Below are 17,945 nucleotides of genomic sequence, written 5' to 3' on the forward strand. Positions count from 1 at the left end.
TGCGGAGCCGGCCCCGACGGTCCGGGTCCGCCGGACGGCGCCGGCTGCGGACCGGTCCGGATCACTCACTGGCATGGGTGGAAGCTACCCGGTCGAGCGAGGACAGGAGGGAGCCGACTGGCGAACTGTCAGGGTCGGTTCAGCATCTCCAGGGCGACGTGCCGCGCGGGCCGCGGGGTGACGTACGCCGTGGCGGTGTAGTGCTGCGCCTGCTGGTAGACCCCGACCGGCACCTGCGCCGCTGGCACCTGGTGCAGGACGACCAGCGAGGTCGCGCCGAAGTGCGCCTCCTCGACGGCCTCCGGCACGCCCACGAGGTCCTCGCCGCCCCAGTCGCCGTTGGTGATCTCGATCGAGCCGTCCTCGCCGACCGCGCTGACGATGCCCACGTGGTGCGTCGAGTAGACCACCGCGTCGCCGGGTTGCGGCCGGTAGGCGGGATCGGTGTGCACCGTCGCGCCGTCCTGCGGCGCCGCCTCGACGAAGGAGTGCGCCCAGGCGGTCAGACCCGTAGTGTCCGCACCCGCGTTCCGCCAGACCCACTTGGCGAAGTCCGCGCACCAGTACTCGGGGGCGCCGGAGTTGCCGGTGCAGCTGTCGTCGAAGGCGGTGCCGCCGAGGCTGTTGGGCGCCGGGTTGACCTGCGAGCAGGTCCCGGCGCCCTTGCCCCCGTTGACCCGGGCCAGCTGTGCCGCCACCATGCCGACGCCGGACGAGGCGGACGCCTCCGGCGCGGCGGTCACCACGAGCAGCGGCGCCGTCAGCGCCGCCGCGAGCAGGGTCAGCGAGGCCGGCCGGGTCGGCGCGGGTGCGCTGCTCACGAGATCACCGCCCGGCGACCGCGGACCCAGATGACGGCCGCCACTGCCGTGAGCGCGGCGAGCGCGCCACCGGTCCACCACGGCCAGGCCGGGCTCTCCTCGTGCCCCGCCACCGCGAGGCCGCGGCGACCGGCGGGCAGCGGGTCCAGGTGGCTGGCGCAGACCAGCGGTGTGCTGGAGGTCCCCGCGTAGGCGCAGGCGGTGCTGGCGGTGCCGGCGGAGTCCAGGGTCTCCGGGCCGGCGGGGCCGAGGTCGGCGGTGGAGGTGAGGGTGGTGGGCGTGTCCGGGCGCACCGCCACGTGCTCCCAGACCGGTTTGCCGTCGCGCAGGACGGCGTCGGCGGAGCCGACGGGCTTGGCGCCGTCCGGCAGGTGCTGCTCGATGCGCAGGTCGGTCACCGGCTCCTTGCCCAGGTCACGGACCGTCAGTTTCCAGGTGAGCCGCTCGCCCGGGGCCGCACCGGCCTGGCCGCCGCCGTCGCTGTCGCCACCGTCGTTGCTGTCGAGGGAGAGGGCCAGGTGGGGAGAGGTGGAGGTGGCCTGGCTCGGCTGGCTCACCGGGTTCGCCTGACCGCTGGGGTCAGCGGTGGCGGCGGACGCGTTGCCGAGCAGTGGCCCACCGAGCAGGCTCGTGGTCAGCGCGGTACAGGTGCCGACCTGGAGGGCGAGTGCCACCGCGACGGCGGCGACGGTTGGTAGGCGGCGGGGCGTACGCATGGGGGCAGCTCCGGTCGGCATCGGGCGCGGGGCCGCGAGGGCGGGCCCCGGACGACGCCATCCGATCACCCCGTGTCGGCCCCGGCCGAACAGTGGACACGGGGCGCGTGCGGATCCACCCGTTCGGCCGATGGCGGCTGCGCGCGCCACACGCCCTCCGTGGCCGTGCTCGTGACGCCGGGTCAGCTGCTGCGGATCAGGGCCGGCCTTCCTTCTGGCTCTGGTCCTCCTGCTGCTCCTGGTAGACCCATTCGGGCAACGGCTCCCGGCGGACCAGCCAGTCCTGCGGCACCTCGCCCAGACCCGTCCGGGCGGCGACGACGCCCGCGCTGATGGCACAGGTGGTGTCCACGTCGCCCAGCCCCTCGGCGGTGGTCCAGAGCGCGTCGGTCAGGCTGTCCAGGTGCCACGCGGCGGACCACAGCGCCCAGGGCACGGTGTCGGCCGCCGTGATCCTGCGGCCGTTGCCGAGCACGTCCGCCGCCTGCCACGGCTCCGTCTCCCCGGGCAGCTCCGCCGCGCGCCACAGACCCTCCCGCACCACACCGTCCGGGGTCAGCTCCGCGACCTCGCGCAGCAGGGCCGGTGCCGCCGGCGCCACCCGCCCGCGGCTCCGGGCGGCGAGCGCGGCCGCCACGGCCACGGCGACCGCGCCCGCGATGCCCTCGGGGTGCGCATGGGTCACCTCGGCCGAGCGGGCCGCCTGCTCCACGGTCTCCGCCAGGTCCTCGGCGAACCACGCGCCGAGCGGCGCCACCCGCATCGCCGCCCCGTTGCCGAGACTGCCCTCGCCCTCGAACAGGGCGCGGGCCTGCACGCGCCACTCGCCCGGCGCCGCGGCCAGCGCCGGCATCAGCTTGTGCATGCCGTGGCCGTAGCCCCGGGCGGGGTCGGCGAAATAGGTGGCGGCGAACGCCTCGGCGAGCCGCTCCTGGTCCACCGCCCCGCTCACCCGCAGGCCTCGGTAGAGGGCCAGCGCCATCGCGGTGTCGTCCGTCCAGTGCCAGGGCGTCTCCTGGGGTGTCCGGCGCGCCTTGATCGCGTGCATCGCCTCCCTCGGCGGCCGGAAGCGCTTGAAGAAGCGCTCCCCGAATCCGTCACCGAGGGCCAGGCCCTCCAGGGAGTCACGGGCTGCGATCAGCAGAGTCATGGCCTGCATCCTGCCCGGAGCGCGAACGCCCGCGCCACCAGGTTCCGGACCCGGCCCGGACCGCCCCGGCGCTCTGGGAGAATGGACCGTCCGTCCCGGCCCCGGGCGGGTCGGATCGGTCGGCGCAGTCGCCAGAGTCACCAGAGTCGGCACAGTCGCCGAGTCGGCGCAGGCGCCAGTAATCGGCTAATCGGCAGGAGAGCAAGCACCTTGTCCCAGCAGCACCAAGACCCCGCACCGCCGCAGGACCGCCGGGAACTGCGCGCGGACTGCGCGAACTGCTTCGGGCTCTGCTGCGTCGCGCTCCCCTTCGCCCGCTCCGCCGACTTCGCGGCGAACAAGGACGCCGGCCGCCCCTGCCACAACCTGCAGCAGGACTTCCGCTGCGGCATCCACACCCAGCTGCGCGAGAAGGGGTACTCCGGCTGCACCGTCTTCGACTGCTTCGGTGCGGGCCAGCGGGTCTCCCAAGTGGTCTTCGGCGGCACCAACTGGCGCGAGCAGCCCTCGACCTCCCAGCAGATGTTCCAGGTCTTCCCGGTGATGCGGCACCTGCACGAGCTGCTCTGGTACGTCGCCGAGGCCCTCGACCTCCCGGAGGCCCGGTCCGTCGAACCGCAGTTGCGCCGCGCCTACGCCGAGGTGGACGGCCTGGCCCAGGGCAGCCCCGAGGCGATCCTCGCCATCGACGTGACGGCACTGCGGGGCCGGGTCAACGAGCTGCTGCTCAAGGCGAGCGAACTCGCCCGGGCCAAGGTGCCCGGCAAGAAGCGCAACCACCGCGGGGCCGACCTGATCGGCGCCAAGCTGGCCAAGGCCGACCTGCGCGGCGCCAGCCTGCGGGGCGCCATGCTCATCGCGGCGAACCTCACCGGCGCCGACCTCCGCTCGGCCGACCTGATCGGCGCCGACCTGCGTGACGCCGACCTGCGCGGAGCCGACCTCACCGGGGCGCTCTTCCTCACCCAGGCACAGCTCAACGCCGCCAAGGGCGACCCGACGACCAAGCTGCCCGCGAGCCTCACCCGGCCCACGCACTGGTGACCGGGGGGCGGGTGCGCTCCGACGGAGCGACGGGCTGGCGGGCTGACGGACCGGCGGACCTGCGGACTCGCGGACTCGCAGGACGACGGACTCGCAGGACGACGGGCTGGCAGGACGACGGGCTGCCGAGCCTGACGGGCTGACGGTGCCTCAGGCCGCCATCGTCCCGTCGGGCAGCACTGCGATGGCTGTGCCGATCAGGCCGGCGGTCACCCGCCAACGGCCGCGGAACCCGTCCAGCCGCACCCCGTTGACCACCGGCCCGGGCACCAGCAACCGCGCGGTGAAGGTGCCGTCCGCCGCGGGGATCAGCTCGCACTCCTCGAAGCCGAGCCACCGGCCGGTCAGCGGGAACCAGGCCTTGAAGACGCTCTCCTTGGCGCTGAACAGCAGGCGGTCCCAGTGCACCTCGGGGTGCTCCTTCGCCAACCGGGCGAGCGCCTCGCGGTCCTGAGGAACGGTCACCGCCTCCTCCACGCCCTCCGGGAGCGGCCCGTGCGGCTCGGCGTCGACGCCGACCGAGGCGATGTCGGTCGCGCGGGCCACCGCAGCCCCGTGGAAGCCGTCACAGTGCGTCAGGCTCCCGAGGATCCCGTCCGGCCAGCGCGGCGCCTTGCTCGCCCAGGCCGGCCCCTCGTTGAGGTGCACGATCGGCTGCGGCGCCACACCGAGCCGGCCCAGCGCCTCACGCGCACAGCCCCGCACTCCGGCGAACTCCCGCTTCCGCTTCTCCACCGCATTGGCGACCGCCGCCGCCTCCTCGGGGAAGAGCGTCACCTCGGGCCCCTCCCCGAACGACTCGGCCACCTCGACGATCCCGGGCAACAGCCCCGCCAACAGCCCCTCATCGCCCGCCACCACGTCGGCCACGCCTGCCTCCCGAACAGTCGTTCCAGCTCGCCACGCTAACCCACCAAGGGTGCCGGTCCACCCGCCCGGTGATCAAGGGCCCCCTGCCGGCCCACCTCGGGCCCGAGAACCGCACATCACATTGACTGAAAAATAAGTCAGCCCTACGGTGGGCCCCACACATCCCCGCCGCTGAGCCACTGAGCCACTGGGCTACCTGGGCACGGGACGACGGCGAGACTCGGAAAGGTCAGGTGAGGCAACAGTGCTGCGCAACGGTCTGGAGCCCTGGCACATCCTGGTAGTAGTGGCCGTGGTGGTCCTGCTCTTCGGCTCCAAGAAGCTGCCCGACATGGCCCGCGGACTCGGCAAGTCGATGCGCATCCTGAAGGCCGAAACGGCGGCCCTGCGCGAGGAGGGCTCGGCCCCAGCCACGACGGAGGAAGCGACGACGGGAGCGGAGAACGCCCCATCGTCCGGCGGCCACCCGGCGATCGCGAGGCCCGAACGGCCCGAACGGCCCGCACAGCCCGCCCGTTCCGAGCAGGCCGCTCGCACCGACCGCCCGGCCTGAGTCCACGCTCGCCGCGGCCCCGGGCCCGCGCCCGGCCGTGCCCTCGCGGTGGCTACCCCCGGGTCGGGTGCGCGGCTACCCCGGCACCAGCGAGCCGGCAGACCGCATAGGCCGTCCTGGTGAGGTCGGCGGCGGCCTGCCGCAGCGCGGTGTCGAGGTCTCGGGGACCCGGCCCGATCGGCAACACGGCGGTGGCGCCGCGACCGTAGAGCAGGTCGGCGCCCGGACTGAGCGTGCCGCCGAGCACGACGCAGGGCACGGTTGCGGCCGCGCACGCGTCCACGACTCCGCGGGTGGTCTTGCCCGCGTCGGATCCCGCATCCACCTTGCCTTCAGCGGTGAGGCAGAGGTCGGCGGTGAGCAGCCGCTCCTCGAACCGGGTGAGCTGGCGGATCAGGCCCGCCCCCGCTACCAGTTCGGCGCCCAGCGCGATCAACGCGGCACCCAGGCCGCCGGCCGCACCGGCCCCCTCGGCCGTGGCGGCTCCGGGCAGCAGCGGCGCGAGCCGTCGTAGGCCGTCGTCCAACAGCCCGACCGTCTCCGGGTCCGCGCCCTTCTGCGGACCGAAGACGTGGGCGGCGCCCTCCGGCCCGAAGAGCGGACTGGCGACATCGGCGGCAGCCAGCAGTTCCACCCCCGACAGCCGCCGACGGGCGGGCGCGAGGTCAATGGTGTGGATCCGGGCCAGGTCCGCGCCGCAGCCCCGCAGCCGGTTCCCGGCCTCATCGAGGAGTTCGGCCCCGAGGGCGGCGAGCAGCCCGGTGCCGCCATCCATGGTCGCGGTGCCGCCGAGGAAGACGACGATGCGCCGGGCGCCCCGTTCGACTGCGGCCAGGAGCGGAGGCGCCAGGCCCGCACTGGAGGCGCGCAGCACGTCGGGGCCGGCGGTGGCCAGCGCTTCCCAGCCGATCGTCTCGGCCGCCTCGATCACGGCGTCGCCGCCGTCGAGCAGGCCGACCGGCGCCGTCATGGGACGGCCGAGCGCGTCGACGGTGTCCACCTGGGCGAGCGTGCCGCCGAGAGCCGCCTGCACCGTGGCGCGCGATCCCTCGCCGCCGTCGGCGAGCGGGTGTTCCACCGCTGTGCCGCCCGCCGCGCGGACGCCCGCGGCGAGCGCGGCGGCGGCCTGGGCAGCATCGAGCGAGCCGCGGAGCTTGTCGGGAGCGCAGACAACGCGCATGGTGTGTCCTTTCATCGGGGGTGCCCCTGGTCGGTCGTCGGCGTGGGCCGACCTGTCGGCAATGACGGCGATGACAGCGATGACGGCGGGTCAGACGGTCATCCAACCCAGTACCGGGGCGGACTGCGGGTAGCCGAGCAGGGCGAGTACGGCCCGCAGGAAGGCACCGAGCAGAACGAACAGGGTCAGCAGCGGCAGGGCCGCGCAGAGCGCGGACCACAGCAGTGAGCCGGCCAAGGGATCAAGGACCTCGCGGTACACGGAACCTCCCGGAGCGACCGCATCGTCGCGTGGAGCAGCAAAGTTCCCAAAGTTGTAAGACAAGTATTCAAGACAGTCAAGAGCGCACGTATGGTAACTTCCCGAAGTCACTAGGCACCCAGGAGGCACGATGGCCAGCCGCCCCCAGGCGACGTCCCTCATCGACGCGCTCGTCAGCGAGCTGCGCGAACAGCTCCTCGACGGCCGACTGCCCGGTGGCACGGTGCTCGTCGAGACGGACATCGCCGGGCGCTACGAGGTGGCCCGGCCGACCGCCAAAGCGGCCATCGAACGCCTGACGGGCGAAGGACTGCTGCGGCGCGACGCCCACCGCAGTGCCCGGGTCCCGACATTCGAGGCCGAGGACGTCGCCGACCTCTACTACGTCCGCACCTGTGTCGAGCGCCAGGCCATGCGCGAGCTGGCACAGCGTCAACTCGTACCGGCCGCAGCCCAGGAGGCGCAGGACGAGATCCGCCGGCTCGCCGAGGCGCAGGATTCCGCCGTCGCCTCCGTCGAGCCGGACATCCGCTTCCACCGCGCGCTGATCGACGCCTTGGACAGCCCGCGCCTGAGCCGGACCCACGCCTCGATCATGGCCGAGATGCGGCTGTGCATGGCCCAGGTTCAGACCTACAAGCTGCTCCGCGTCTCCGAGATCGCCGACGAGCACGACGCGATCCTCACCGCGATCACCAGCGGCGACCCGGAACGCGCGGGCCAGGCCCTCACCCTCCACCTCACTCGCGCCAGCGAGCGCCTGCGCACCCGGATCGGCTGACCCGGCACCGTACGGGTGCAGTGCTGACGGCTCCTCAGACCTCGATCGCTGCTCACTGCTCACTGCTCACTGACGCCTGCGTGCACACCCCCGCCGAGGAGCGCTACCGCGCTGGTTCGAGAGCACTGCCCGGCCCGGTAGCCGAGACACCGTCAGGTCATCGCCACCAATCTGACGAGGCGGCCGGCTCCGGTGACGGCCATCGGGGCGGTACCACCCCTGTGTGCCTGCCCGGTCGGGTGCGCCCACCCGGTCGCCGGACGCGCCGGGCCGCTACGGTCAGCCGCCCAGGGTCGCCACCCCCGCCTCGGCGAACTGCTCGTCCTGGTCGCCGCTAGGGGCACCGGCCACGCCGATGGCCGCGATCGGGGCGCCCTTCGACTGGACGGGGGCGCCACCGGCGAGGAACAGCGTGTTCGGGATGTCCTTCAGGCCCGGGGCCTGGGCGAGGCGCTTGGCCAGCTCGGAGGTCGGGGCGTTCCAGGAGACCGCGGTGAACGCCTTGCGGGTGGCCGACTCCGCGGACTGGGGACCGGCTCCGTCGCCCTTGAGCAGGACCCTGGTCACGCCGTCGCGGTCCACCACGGCGACCGAGACGTGCTGGCCGGCCTTGTTCGCCGCGGCGAGCGAGGCCTCGGCGGCCTTGGTCGCCGCATCGATGGTCAGCACCGGCACGGTGGTGACGTTCCGGTCCGAGGTGTTCGCCTTGGCGGCGACGGCCACCGCCGGGGTCTCGGGCTGGTCGGCGTTGGCCGACACGGCGCCGACGGTGACCGTGCCGGCGACCGCCGCGACGAGCGCTCCGGCGATGATCCGGCTGCGCGTACTCATGGTCTTCGGGTTCATCTTTCGCTCCTGCTCTGGTGGGCCGTCCTCGGGCTGTGCTGTCTTGGCACTGCTGCCGTCGGTCGGCCGGGATCCGGCGGTGGTCGGGCTCCCCGGCCCGTTCGCCTGGATCGATCATGCGACCCGCCAGGGCCTCTCCGGATCGGCGTTCCGGCTGCCCTGGCCAGGCAAGATGGATGACAAGGGGGTCAGCCGATCGGCTGATGTACCGGGCTCTGGACCGGGGCAGGATGCGAGTGCACACATGCCGGCGCGAGACAGGAACGCGAGACAGGAAGGAGAGAACCGTGCGGAACCCGATCGACCTGGCCACCGACCGTGACGCCGAGCGCGATGCCCGGTGGCTCGTGATCGCCTTGCAGGCCGCCTTCGTGCTGCTGCTCACCGCGTCGCTCACCCGCTACCTGAGCCACCACGGGGGTTCCGCACTCGCCCCCTGGGTGGTCGCGCTCAGCGCGGCGCTGGCCGCCGTCCAACTCCTCGGCGCCCGCCGGCGTAGCCCGGCGAACCTCGCCGCGGTGGTGGCGCTCTGGGTGCTGCTGGTGCTGCTCGCGCCGAGCTTCGCGTGGTGCGCGGTCCCGCTGATCTACGGCGTGCTGCGCACTCTGCGCGCCCGGGCCGCGATCCCACTGGTCGCCGCGTTCACCGCGCTCGTCGTGGTGGCCGAGCTCCGGCTCGCGAACGGTTTCGACACCTCGGCGCTGCTGGTGCCGACCTCGGTGGCCGGCCTGGCGACCGCCGTCTTCCAGTACATGGAGCGTCAGGCCGACCGGCAGCGCCGACTGATCGTCGACCTGGTGCTGACGAGGCGCGAGCTCGCGGCCACCGAGCGGCGCGAGGGCACCCTGGCCGAACGCGAGCGGCTGGCCCGCGAGATCCACGACACCCTCGCCCAAGGGCTGTCCAGCCAACGGATGCTGCTCCAGGCCGCCGATCGCACCTGGGACCGGGATCCCAAGCTCGCCCGGCGGCACGTCCGCACCGCGACGCAGATCGCCGCACGGAACCTGGCGGAGGCCCGCCGGTTCGTCCGTGACCTGGCCCCGGTCGAGCTCGCCGACGGAAGCCCGCTGGAGGCCGCGCTCCGTGCGCTGGCCGAGCGCGAGAGCACCGAGAGCGGCCTGCCGGTCCGCTTCCAACTCGACGGCATCCCGGTGCCGCTGCCCGCCGCCGCCCGCAACGCCCTCTTCCGGGTCGCCCAGGGCGCCCTCGCCAACATCAGGGAGCACGCAGACGCCTCCACCGCCGCACTGACCCTGTCCTACCTCGACGACCAGACCGTCCTGGACATCACCGACGACGGGCGCGGTCTTCCGCTCACCGGCACCATGCAGTCCGACTCGGAGGAAGACCGCGGCTACGGCCTCCCCGCGATGCAGGCCCGCCTGAAACAGCTGGGCGGTGCACTCGCAATCGAGAGCACACCCGGCGATGGCACTGTCCTGTCCGCGACGATCCCGTTGGAGGTTCCATGACGACAAACCCGCTGGCCGAGACGCCCACGAAGGGCCTGCGGCTGCTCATCTGCGACGACCACGCGGTGGTGCGGGCCGGGTTGCTGGCCCTGCTCGCCAGTGACGAGGCGATCGATGTGGTGGGCGAGGCCAGCAACGGCGAACAGGCCGTCACCCTGGCTGCCCAGCTGCACCCGCAAGTGGTGCTGATGGACCTGCAGCTCGGCCCCGGGATCGACGGGGTCACCGCCACCGCGCAGATCACCTCCGCGCCCAACCCGCCCAACGTGCTGGTCCTGACCACCTACGACACCGACGCCGACATCGCGCGGGCCATTGCCGCGGGCGCCGCCGGCTACCTGCTGAAAGCAGAGCCGCCGGAGGAGCTGTTCAACGCGATCCACGCCGCCGCCCGCGGTCACACCGCCCTGTTCTCCCGGCCGGTCGCCTCCCGGGTGTTGGCCCAGATGCGCTCCCCGTCCCCCAGGCTCACCGACCGCGAGCAGGACATCCTCAACCAGCTCGGCCAGGGCCTGGGCAACCGCGAGATCTCCCGAGCCCTCTACATCAGCGAAGCCACCGTCAAAACCCACCTCAGCCGGATCTACACCAAGCTCGGGGTGGAGACCCGGGCCGGCGCTGTCGCCGTGGCCAAGGAGCGCCGACTCCTGCGGTGACCCCTCCAGCACTGTTCCTTGACAGCTCCACAGAGCGCTGAAATTCCCTCAGACGAGCGGCCGAGCCTGGCTCTACCGCTACCGTTCCAGCGTGACTGACACCAACGCGGCCCGCCTCGGGGCCGATGCCGCTCGCCGCCTCCGCCAGGCAGACTGTTGCACGATCGAACCCGGCCTCAGCGAGGACGAGTTCGGGCGCATAGAGGCCGAGTACGGCTTCCGTTTCTCCGACGACCACCGCGCCTTCCTCACCGCGGGCCTGCCGGTCCATTCACCGCCCGAGGAGGGCGCCACCTGGGAGCACCCGTGGCCCAACTGGCGCGACGGCGACCCCGAGGAACTCCGCTCCCACCTCTCCTGGCCGACCGACGGAGTGCTGGCGGCCATCGAGGACGGCCATTGGCAAGCCTCGTGGGGCGCGCGCCCCACTGACCCGGACGCCGCCCGCGCCACGGCGGCCGAGCACCTGGCGATGGTGCCGAAACTGGTCCCCCTGTACGCCCACCGGTTCCTTCCCGCAGGCAGTGGGACCCACGGGCACCCGGTCCTCTCGATATGGGGAACGGACATCATCTGCTACGGCGAGGACCTCGCCGATTACATCAGCAACGAGTTCGACGCGGACTACGAGTTCCCCGAGGCCTGGAACCCGCAAGCCAGCGTGGCCTTCTGGCGGGACTACCTGCGGTAGTACGGCCGACTTGCCACGGCTCCCGCACCGCAGCCGCCTCACCTCGGGCGACGTTCCGTCAGCGCCGGTCCCGGATCGTGCAACTGGGCGGCGCTGTGCCCAGCACTGCAGCCGATGTCTGCCACCGGTCCGCCTCCCACAGCACGCGCACTGGCCGCGCCACCGCCAAGTTCGGCCCATCCACCGAGCCACCAAAACCCCTCGCGACGTTGCACGTTCAGCGCTATTCTCCCCGCCGTCGAAGTCGATCGAGGAGGTGAGGGTTATGGCTGCCGCACGTCAGCCTCGCCATGCCTTCATCCGGGTCGCCAGCCGAGCCAATCCAGCCGACTGACCGAGCTTCACGCACCGCGCCCCGGGCCGCACCAGTCGATTCCGGAGTCGCACACCGTGCACCTCACCAGCGCTTCCCACTCTGTCAGCACGTCCAGCCCCGCCCGCACCGCCGGCGCCGCCAGCACCCAACCGCTGCGCCTGCTCGTCCTGGGCGGCACCCGCTTCCTCGGCCGCGCCGTCGTCGAGGCCGCGCTCGCCGAGGGCCACCAGGTGACCCTGTTCAACCGGGGCCGTACCAACCCGGGCCTCTTCCCGGAGGTCGAGACCGTCATCGGCGATCGCACCGCTGACCTCTCCGACCTATCCGACCTCTCCACCCCCGCCAACCCGGGCGGGCCGACCGGGCGCCACTGGGACGCGGTCATCGACGTCGCCGGCTACCTCCCCGAGGTGGTGGCCCGCTCGGTCAACGCCCTCCGGGGCCGAGTTGACCGTTACCTCTTCATCTCCTCGCTCTCCGTCCTGGCCGACCAGAGCACCGTGCAGGACGAGGACGGCGAGGTGCTCCGCCTGTGCGAAGGCACGCCGCCGCACGAGCTGTACGGAGCACGCAAGGCCGCCTGCGAGCAGGCCGTGCTCGATGGCTTCGGCTCGCAGGCCACGATCATCCGTCCCGGCATGATCGTCGGGCCGCACGATCCCACGGACCGGTTCGCGTACTGGCCGCGCCGGTTCGCCCGTGGTGGCCGGGTCCTGCTCCCCGGCGATCCGGCGGACGCCGCGCAGTTCATCGACGTCCGCGACCTCGCGGACTGGATCCTGCGGTGCGTCCGCTCCGCTCTCGGCGGCACCTTCAACACCACCGGCCGGCCGATGCACTTCGGGGACTTCTTCGCCGGCTGTAGCACCGTCACCCGCTCGACGGCGGAGCCCGTGTGGGTCTCCAGCGAACGACTGCTCGGCGCCGGAGTCGATCCCTGGATGGGGGTTCCGATGTGGATCGCCGATCCGGCTTGTGCCGCCATCAACCAGGTCGACGTCTCGCGGGCCCTCGGTGCCGGCCTGACGCTGCGTCCGCTGGAACGGACGCTGCTCGACACACTCGCCTGAGACACCGCCCGTGGAGGACCGGCCACCGGTGCCGAAGGGCTCAGCGCGGAGGAGGAGCAGCGGCTCCTGCGCGAACTCGCGGACTGAGCAGACCGGTTGGGCAGCCAGTGAGACCTCCCCGAAGCCTCCCAGGGCGCCCTCCCTCTGACCCCTTGCCAGTTCCCAGTGCCCCGATCGGCAGCGGCCCTCGTGCCGATCGGGGCGGACCGGCCGTGCGGCGGCCGGTCGATGGTCAGGGAGCGACCACGGGGACACACTATCCGACAGCTTCCAACAAGAAACATCAATCACGGGTCTTGACCGGCGTGACAGGTGACATGTGTTATTGCACAGGCGCCGTCGGCTCCTGCTCAGAACAGCGTGCGACGGCAGCCACCAACCTGTCCCCCGCTCCCTCCCACAGAGAGTCAGGACCCCTGTGCCCATCGCACGCTCACGCACCGGCGGCTCGCTGAAGCGCCTGCTACTGACCGTCGTCGCCTTAGGAGTCGCCACCGCCGGCCTGACCGGCACCGCCGGCGCCCAAGCACAGCCGACACCTCCCTCCGCCGGCTCGGCGACCGGCTCCAACACCCACCCCGCGGGCGAGGGCTGGCAGCAGATCAACGGCACCTGGGTGCAGCTCGGCGCCAGCCGCCCGCACGTGATGCCGAACGCCACCACCTTCGCCAAGCAGCAGGCCGCCCAGGCCGCCGCCGCGAAGAGCGGCGGCACCGGTGGCGGCGCCACCGCGCAGGCTGCCACCCCGAACGGGATCGTCACCCCGGACAACAACTACGACCTGCAGATGACCTACCGCGGCGGCCAGGACTCGATCGGTGTCACCACCGGCGCGCCGAAGGTCTACTTGGTCCTCTGGGGGAACCAGTGGGGCAAGCAGGGCACCGACCCGGCCACCGGCGACGCCACCTTCACCGGTGACCCCGACCAGGCAGTGCCCTACCAGCAGGAGTTCTTCAAGGGCCTGGGCAGCAGCACCGACACCTGGTCCAAGGTCATGACGCAGTACTGCGAGGGCATCCCGGCGGCCTCGGACTACTGCCCGACCACCGCCAACCACACCGGCTTCCCGCTGGCCGGTCAGACCCTGGCCGGTATCTGGTACGACAACTCCGCGCCCTCCCCGCAGGCTGCGACCGAGCCGCAGATCGCCGCCGAGGCGGTCGCGGCCGCCAAGCACTTCGGCAACGTCCAGGCGAACCAGAACCGGAACGTCCAGTACGTCATCGACACCCCGCAGGGCGAGGACTCCGACAAGTGGAAGGAGCTCGGCTACTGCGCCTGGCACACCTTCACCCGGACCGCCTCGTCGGGCACCCTGGCCTACACCCTGATGCCGTACCTGACCGACGTCGGCGCCTGCGGCACCAACTGGATCAACCCGGGTCCGCGCGGCCGCCTCGACGGCTACGGCATCATCGGCGGCCACGAGTACGCCGAGACCATCACCGACCAGAACCCGTCCGGTGCCTGGACCGACGCCACCGGCCAGGAGATCGGTGACAAGTGCTCCTGGATCCAGGTCGGCCGCAACGGCGGGATGTTCAACCTCCAGCTCTCCACCGGCAGCTTCCCGGTGCAGACCATGTGGTCCAACTACGACCACCTCTGCATGGGCAACGACCCGCTCTTCACCAACACCCCGCTGCTGGTCACCCAGCCGTGTGAGCAGAGCCTGCAGGTCGGCAAGCCGGTCGACATCCCGGTGCTGGCCTCGGACGCGGCCGGCCGCCCGATCAGCTACAGCGCCAAGGGCCTGCCCAGCGGCCTGAAGATCAACGCGACCACCGGTCACATCACCGGCACCACCAAGGCGACCGGCTGGAAGACCATCACGGTCACCGGCAAGGACGACCAGGGCAACAACCAAAGCCAGACCTTCAAGGCCGGCTTCTTCACGGGCCCGCAGGTCGGTTGCGCCCCGATCGAGCAGCTCAACGACGCCGGCTTCGAGAACGGCACCTCCGACCACTACGACTGGAACCCGTCCGGGTACAACATCATCACCCCGTCCTCGGCGCACCAGGCCCACACCGGCAACGGCTACGCCTGGCTCGGCCAGGACACCGCCACCGACGACTCGATCACCCAGTGGGTCGAGACCACCCCGGGCTACAGCCAGGAGCACTTCTCCTTCTGGCTGAACATCACCGGGAACGCCCAGGGCACCTCGGCCGCGACCGGCGCCCCGCTGGACACCCTCTCGCTGGAGCTCTACGACCAGTACACCGGCAACTACATCGGTACCGTGCGCACCTGGAACAACCTCAACGCGACCAACGGCTACCAGCTCCAGCAGCTGGACCTGACCCCGTTCGTCGCACCGGAGTTCGGCTCCACGGTGGGCATCAAGCTGGTCGCGCACGAGACCAGCGGCAAGACCGCCTTCCTGATCGACGACGCCTCGGTGAAGCTCACCTGACAGCCCACCTGACAACTCGCCGGTCGGTGCCCGGCCCGACGGCGAGACCGTCGGCGCCCGGCACTCGGTAGTCCAGTCGGCTGTGGCCCCGCCCTCCAACGGAGGACGGGGCCACAGCGCCTGACTCGGCATCAGCACCGTCCCGGGCGACACCTCCGACCAACGGTGCAACGTACCAACGGTGCAACGGACCAGCGGTTCAGCGTTTCAGAAGCCGCCCAGGTAAGCCGACGTCAGCTCCGGCGTGGCGAGCCAGTGCGCGTAGTCCGCCGGGTCCGCGTAGGTGTTGGCGAACCGCCGGGCCACCTCCGGGTGCGCGGCCGCGGCCGCGAAGACGGCCTGCAGGTGGTCCGGCACCGTCAGCATCGCCGAGGTGAAGTCCACGGCGTGCCGGGCGTGCTGCTCCCAGAAGGCCTCGAAGGTGTCCTGCATCCACTCGGCGGTGAACGGAGCGCTGCCGTGCTCGACGATCGCGCGCAGGTAGTGTTCGGCCGCCCGGGCCGCACTGTTGGCACCCTGGCCGGTGATCGGGTCGTTCAGCACGACGGTGTCGCCGATCCCCAGCACCGGCAGCTCCGGGGCGAGTTCGGCAACCGGCCGGCGCACCGTCGGGGTCACCGAGCCGTACAGTCCGGCGCCCTTGTCGGTGGGTTCGGCCCCGGCCCACAGCTCGGCCTCCCACGGCACGAACTCGGCCAGCACCTCGCGGATCCGCTTGGCCTGCTCGCGCGGCCCGGGCCGGTCCGCGAAGCAGTCCAGCGGCCCGCCGGGAACCGCCTCCCAGAGCAGGATCGAACACGGCCCGGAGCGGGTGAGCGCGGGCTGCAGGTAGAGCTCGCCGAGGCCGGGCAGCGCGTGCAGCCGCGCCATCGGCTCGGTGGCCGGCTCCGGCGAGCCGACCCCGTGCACGTAGAGGCAGGAGATGGTGCGCAGCGGTCGGTCGTGCCGGGAGCGCGAGGCGTCCCGTTCGAAGAAGGAGGCCGGCTCGCCCCGTCCGGTGGCGACGACGGTCAGTTCGTGGCGCAGCGCCAGCTTGGTCAGGCCGGCGCGATCCAGGGTGCGGTACTCCACGCGGCCGCCGCGTTCCTCCAGCAGTTCCAGCCAACGGGCCATCTTCAGGCGCTGGTCCACCGACTCGGCCGGCTCGTCCGGCACCATGGTGAACTCCAGTGCGCGCACCGCGGGCGGGGCGGCGAGCACCGAGCGGACGGCGCCGACCCGGGGCACCTCGCCGGACCACAGGTCCAGCCCCGCCGCCGCCTCGATCCGCAGGGCCGGGCCGAACATCGCCTGGCTCGACAGCACCGGCCCGCCGCGCACCTCGCCGGGTGTCCGGGCGGCGACCACCGTCACCTCGAACCCGGCGGCCAGCAGTCCCAGCCCCAGCTGCAGTCCTGCCTGGCCGGCCCCCGCGATCGCGATCCGCCGCATACCCTGCCCTCTCCCGGGTGGATGACGAAGTACCTGATGCTACGTCAGTGCGAGTCGCCCCGTACGGGAGTCAGCGATATGTGCCGGTGGCAAGTTCCACTCCGGAGCGCCCCCGCTCCGCGCCGACAGCCCCCACCCGCGCCCGCCCGAACCACGGCCGCCTGAACCACCCGCGCCGCCCGTCAGATCCCGAAGGGCTGCGCGTAGTGCACCAGGCCGGCGGGGAGCGGGTGCGCCGGGTCCAAGGCCAGGGCCATCAGCGCCTCGTCGGGGACGTCGATGGAGATCCGGATCCCGTGCGCGCCGGCCCGGCCGAACCCGAAGCGCGGGTAGTACCCGGGGTGCCCGAGCACCACCACCCACCGCTCTCCCTGCTCCACCGCGGCCGCCAGCGCGGCCCGGACGGCTGCTGAGCCGGCGCCGGTGCGCTGGTACTCCGGGAGCACCGCGCACGGCGCGAGACAGAGCGCGGGTTCCTCACCGATGTGGCAGCGCGTCAGCAGCGCGTGGCCCACCACTGTTCCGTCCCCGCCCCCGGCCCCGCCCCCGGCCCCGTCCACGGCCACGATCGAGAGCCCGTCGATCCAGGCCGCCGGGTCGGCGCGCAGGGCATCCACCAGGTCGGCCTCGTCGGCGGTCGGGAAGGCGGCCAGGTTGACCCCGCGCACGGCGGCCCGGTCGGCGGGGGTCTCGGCTCGGGTGGTCCAGTCGGTGTCCATACGGACGACCATACGACGCTCGCCCGACGGTCCCTCAGCCGCTCCCTGGTATTTCAGTCAGCCGGGCGCACGGCGCCGGACCACGGCCGGTAGGGTGTGGACCCATGGCCGGTCGGAAGACATCAATCCTGGAAGCAGCCGCGCGGGTGATCGCGCGCCGTGGTGTTCGCGGACTGCGGGTCGAGGAGCTCGCCGCCGAGGCGGGGGTCTCGACCGCGCTGATCTACTACCACTTCAAGGACCGCACCGGGATCCTCCGGCAGACCATGGAGTTCATCAGCGACCGGGCCGAGCGCTACACCACCGAACGCACGGACGGGGCGGAGCAGCTCAGCCCGCGCGAGGAGCTCGAACGGACCCTGCTGCTGGAGCTCCAGGACTCGGCCGAAGTGCGCGAGAACAGCACCGCATGGGGAGAGCTGCGAGCCAGCGCGGTCTTCGAGCCGGAGCTCCGGGAGGACCTGGCCCGGGCCACCTTGATCTGGGTCCAGGAGATGGCCGACCTGCTCGGCAGGGTGGTCCCGTTGGCCTCCGCGACGGCGCTCGCCTCCGCCGCGGAGCGGTTGACCGCATTGTTGGAAGGCCTGAGCATGCGCTGGCTCAGCGGTGGCCTGCCGCTCGACCACGCACGCGCCCTGCTGCTGGAGGCGATCGACGCGGAGCTCAGGCGACTCCAGCGGTAGTCGACCGACCCGGCGCAGCGCGAGGGGCATCCGTCCAAGCACCAGGGCGGGTGCCCCTCGCATTTCCGCAGTTCGGCCACCCAAGCCGCCTGGTCGGCGCGCGCCAGGCGCCCGCCAGGCGCCCGCCAGACGCCCGGGCCCGCGCCCCACCCCCGCCCGACACAGACGCCCCACCAACCGATTCTCGCATTTCTTGACTGATTTTTCAGTCAGTGCGAGAGTGGGCCACGTCAGGGCGCGGCACTGGGGGGTGGGCCGAC

At 72.4% G+C, this 17,945-nt stretch carries 18 protein-coding genes; 9 read left to right on the forward strand and 9 right to left on the reverse strand.

The genetic code is table 11. The features are described from left to right. Window positions 1-128: 128 nt before the first annotated feature. From FHX73_RS36435 to FHX73_RS36445, 3 genes are all read right to left on the reverse strand, one after another. On the reverse strand, window positions 129-821 hold the full coding sequence (locus FHX73_RS36435; protein WP_145910279.1) for a CHAP domain-containing protein: 693 nt from the start codon (window positions 819-821) through the stop codon (window positions 129-131). Further along, window positions 818-1,537: a hypothetical protein gene (locus FHX73_RS36440; protein WP_145910280.1), complete on the reverse strand. Its 720-nt coding sequence runs from the start codon at window positions 1,535-1,537 to the stop codon at window positions 818-820. Before FHX73_RS36440 ends, FHX73_RS36435 begins: the two co-directional genes overlap by 4 nt. A 196-nt stretch (window positions 1,538-1,733) precedes the next feature. Beyond that, the gene (locus FHX73_RS36445; RefSeq protein ID WP_425461472.1) at window positions 1,734-2,687 is read right to left on the reverse strand and encodes an ADP-ribosylglycohydrolase family protein; all 954 of its coding nucleotides are present in this window, start codon (window positions 2,685-2,687) and stop codon (window positions 1,734-1,736) included. Between the two features lie 210 nt (window positions 2,688-2,897). Between FHX73_RS36445 and FHX73_RS36450 the strand changes: the two genes are divergently transcribed. Further along, complete coding sequence (locus FHX73_RS36450; protein WP_246214098.1) at window positions 2,898-3,731, forward strand: pentapeptide repeat-containing protein; 834 nt, start codon at window positions 2,898-2,900, stop codon at window positions 3,729-3,731. A gap of 150 nt (window positions 3,732-3,881) precedes the next feature. On the opposite strand, the gene FHX73_RS36455 is transcribed toward FHX73_RS36450, so the two are convergent. After that, complete coding sequence (locus FHX73_RS36455; RefSeq protein ID WP_145910379.1) at window positions 3,882-4,571, reverse strand: 4'-phosphopantetheinyl transferase family protein; 690 nt, start codon at window positions 4,569-4,571, stop codon at window positions 3,882-3,884. Between the two features lie 274 nt (window positions 4,572-4,845). Here FHX73_RS36455 and tatA point away from each other — a divergent pair, with 274 nt between their 5' ends. Then, window positions 4,846-5,154, forward strand: a complete 309-nt coding sequence (gene tatA / locus FHX73_RS36460; RefSeq protein ID WP_145910283.1) for a Sec-independent protein translocase subunit TatA — start codon at window positions 4,846-4,848, stop codon at window positions 5,152-5,154. 52 nt (window positions 5,155-5,206) lie between these two features. On the opposite strand, the gene FHX73_RS36465 is transcribed toward tatA, so the two are convergent. Both FHX73_RS36465 and FHX73_RS45180 read right to left on the reverse strand, forming a co-directional pair. Further along, a complete protein-coding gene (locus tag FHX73_RS36465) occupies window positions 5,207-6,334 on the reverse strand; it encodes a glycerate kinase family protein (RefSeq protein WP_170305242.1) in 1,128 nt (375 codons plus the stop codon). Window positions 6,335-6,424: 90 nt separating this feature from the next. Beyond that, window positions 6,425-6,571 (reverse strand): hypothetical protein, encoded by a 147-nt coding sequence (locus tag FHX73_RS45180; protein WP_170305198.1) that lies wholly within the window; start codon window positions 6,569-6,571, stop codon window positions 6,425-6,427. A 154-nt stretch (window positions 6,572-6,725) separates the two neighbouring features. Between FHX73_RS45180 and FHX73_RS36470 the strand changes: the two genes are divergently transcribed. Continuing rightward, window positions 6,726-7,376: a GntR family transcriptional regulator gene (locus tag FHX73_RS36470; protein WP_145910285.1), complete on the forward strand. Its 651-nt coding sequence runs from the start codon at window positions 6,726-6,728 to the stop codon at window positions 7,374-7,376. A 279-nt stretch (window positions 7,377-7,655) separates the two neighbouring features. Here the strand turns inward: FHX73_RS36470 and FHX73_RS36475 are convergent, their stop codons facing one another. Then, on the reverse strand, window positions 7,656-8,222 hold the full coding sequence (locus tag FHX73_RS36475; protein WP_145910286.1) for a GlcG/HbpS family heme-binding protein: 567 nt from the start codon (window positions 8,220-8,222) through the stop codon (window positions 7,656-7,658). Between the two features lie 287 nt (window positions 8,223-8,509). Between FHX73_RS36475 and FHX73_RS36480 the strand changes: the two genes are divergently transcribed. The 5 genes from FHX73_RS36480 to FHX73_RS36500 all read left to right on the forward strand — a co-directional run bounded on the left by FHX73_RS36480 (window position 8,510) and on the right by FHX73_RS36500 (window position 14,852). Then, window positions 8,510-9,697, forward strand: coding sequence for a sensor histidine kinase (locus FHX73_RS36480; RefSeq protein ID WP_246214099.1), 1,188 nt, complete (start codon window positions 8,510-8,512; stop codon window positions 9,695-9,697). Next, window positions 9,694-10,353: a response regulator gene (locus tag FHX73_RS36485; RefSeq protein WP_145910288.1), complete on the forward strand. Its 660-nt coding sequence runs from the start codon at window positions 9,694-9,696 to the stop codon at window positions 10,351-10,353. Before FHX73_RS36480 ends, FHX73_RS36485 begins: the two co-directional genes overlap by 4 nt. Before the next feature lie 91 nt (window positions 10,354-10,444). Then, window positions 10,445-11,044: a hypothetical protein gene (locus tag FHX73_RS36490; protein WP_145910289.1), complete on the forward strand. Its 600-nt coding sequence runs from the start codon at window positions 10,445-10,447 to the stop codon at window positions 11,042-11,044. Between the two features lie 390 nt (window positions 11,045-11,434). Next, entirely contained in the window at window positions 11,435-12,430 is a 996-nt protein-coding gene (locus tag FHX73_RS36495; protein ID WP_211786444.1) for an NAD-dependent epimerase/dehydratase family protein, read from the forward strand. A gap of 418 nt (window positions 12,431-12,848) precedes the next feature. Beyond that, entirely contained in the window at window positions 12,849-14,852 is a 2,004-nt protein-coding gene (locus FHX73_RS36500; protein ID WP_145910290.1) for an Ig domain-containing protein, read from the forward strand. Window positions 14,853-15,059: 207 nt separating this feature from the next. Here FHX73_RS36500 and FHX73_RS36505 read toward each other — a convergent pair whose 3' ends face one another. After that, window positions 15,060-16,283, reverse strand: coding sequence for a styrene monooxygenase/indole monooxygenase family protein (locus tag FHX73_RS36505; protein ID WP_145910291.1), 1,224 nt, complete (start codon window positions 16,281-16,283; stop codon window positions 15,060-15,062). 182 nt (window positions 16,284-16,465) lie between these two features. Beyond that, window positions 16,466-17,002, reverse strand: coding sequence for a GNAT family N-acetyltransferase (locus FHX73_RS36510; protein ID WP_145910292.1), 537 nt, complete (start codon window positions 17,000-17,002; stop codon window positions 16,466-16,468). A 104-nt stretch (window positions 17,003-17,106) separates the two neighbouring features. On the opposite strand from FHX73_RS36510, the gene FHX73_RS36515 reads away from it, so the two are divergent. Continuing rightward, the gene (locus FHX73_RS36515) at window positions 17,107-17,685 is read left to right on the forward strand and encodes a TetR/AcrR family transcriptional regulator (RefSeq protein WP_145910293.1); all 579 of its coding nucleotides are present in this window, start codon (window positions 17,107-17,109) and stop codon (window positions 17,683-17,685) included. Window positions 17,686-17,945: the final 260 nt, after the last annotated feature.

The organism is Kitasatospora viridis, assembly GCF_007829815.1.
Classification (GTDB): Bacteria; Actinomycetota; Actinomycetes; order Streptomycetales; family Streptomycetaceae; genus Kitasatospora; species Kitasatospora viridis.

What these genes read in the sequence shown, in the direction of transcription:
- FHX73_RS36445 (WP_425461472.1), bottom strand. Translation starts at nt 2,687, where the DNA reads ATGACTCTGCTGATCGCAGCCCGTGACTCCCTGGAGGGCCTGGCCCTC.
- FHX73_RS36440 (WP_145910280.1), bottom strand. Translation starts at nt 1,537, where the DNA reads ATGCGTACGCCCCGCCGCCTACCAACCGTCGCCGCCGTCGCGGTGGCA.
- FHX73_RS36485 (WP_145910288.1), top strand. Translation starts at nt 9,694, where the DNA reads ATGACGACAAACCCGCTGGCCGAGACGCCCACGAAGGGCCTGCGGCTG.
- FHX73_RS36475 (WP_145910286.1), bottom strand. Translation starts at nt 8,222, where the DNA reads ATGAACCCGAAGACCATGAGTACGCGCAGCCGGATCATCGCCGGAGCG.
- FHX73_RS36470 (WP_145910285.1), top strand. Translation starts at nt 6,726, where the DNA reads ATGGCCAGCCGCCCCCAGGCGACGTCCCTCATCGACGCGCTCGTCAGC.
- FHX73_RS36510 (WP_145910292.1), bottom strand. Translation starts at nt 17,002, where the DNA reads ATGGACACCGACTGGACCACCCGAGCCGAGACCCCCGCCGACCGGGCC.
- FHX73_RS36465 (WP_170305242.1), bottom strand. Translation starts at nt 6,334, where the DNA reads ATGCGCGTTGTCTGCGCTCCCGACAAGCTCCGCGGCTCGCTCGATGCT.
- FHX73_RS36505 (WP_145910291.1), bottom strand. Translation starts at nt 16,283, where the DNA reads ATGCGGCGGATCGCGATCGCGGGGGCCGGCCAGGCAGGACTGCAGCTG.
- FHX73_RS36515 (WP_145910293.1), top strand. Translation starts at nt 17,107, where the DNA reads ATGGCCGGTCGGAAGACATCAATCCTGGAAGCAGCCGCGCGGGTGATC.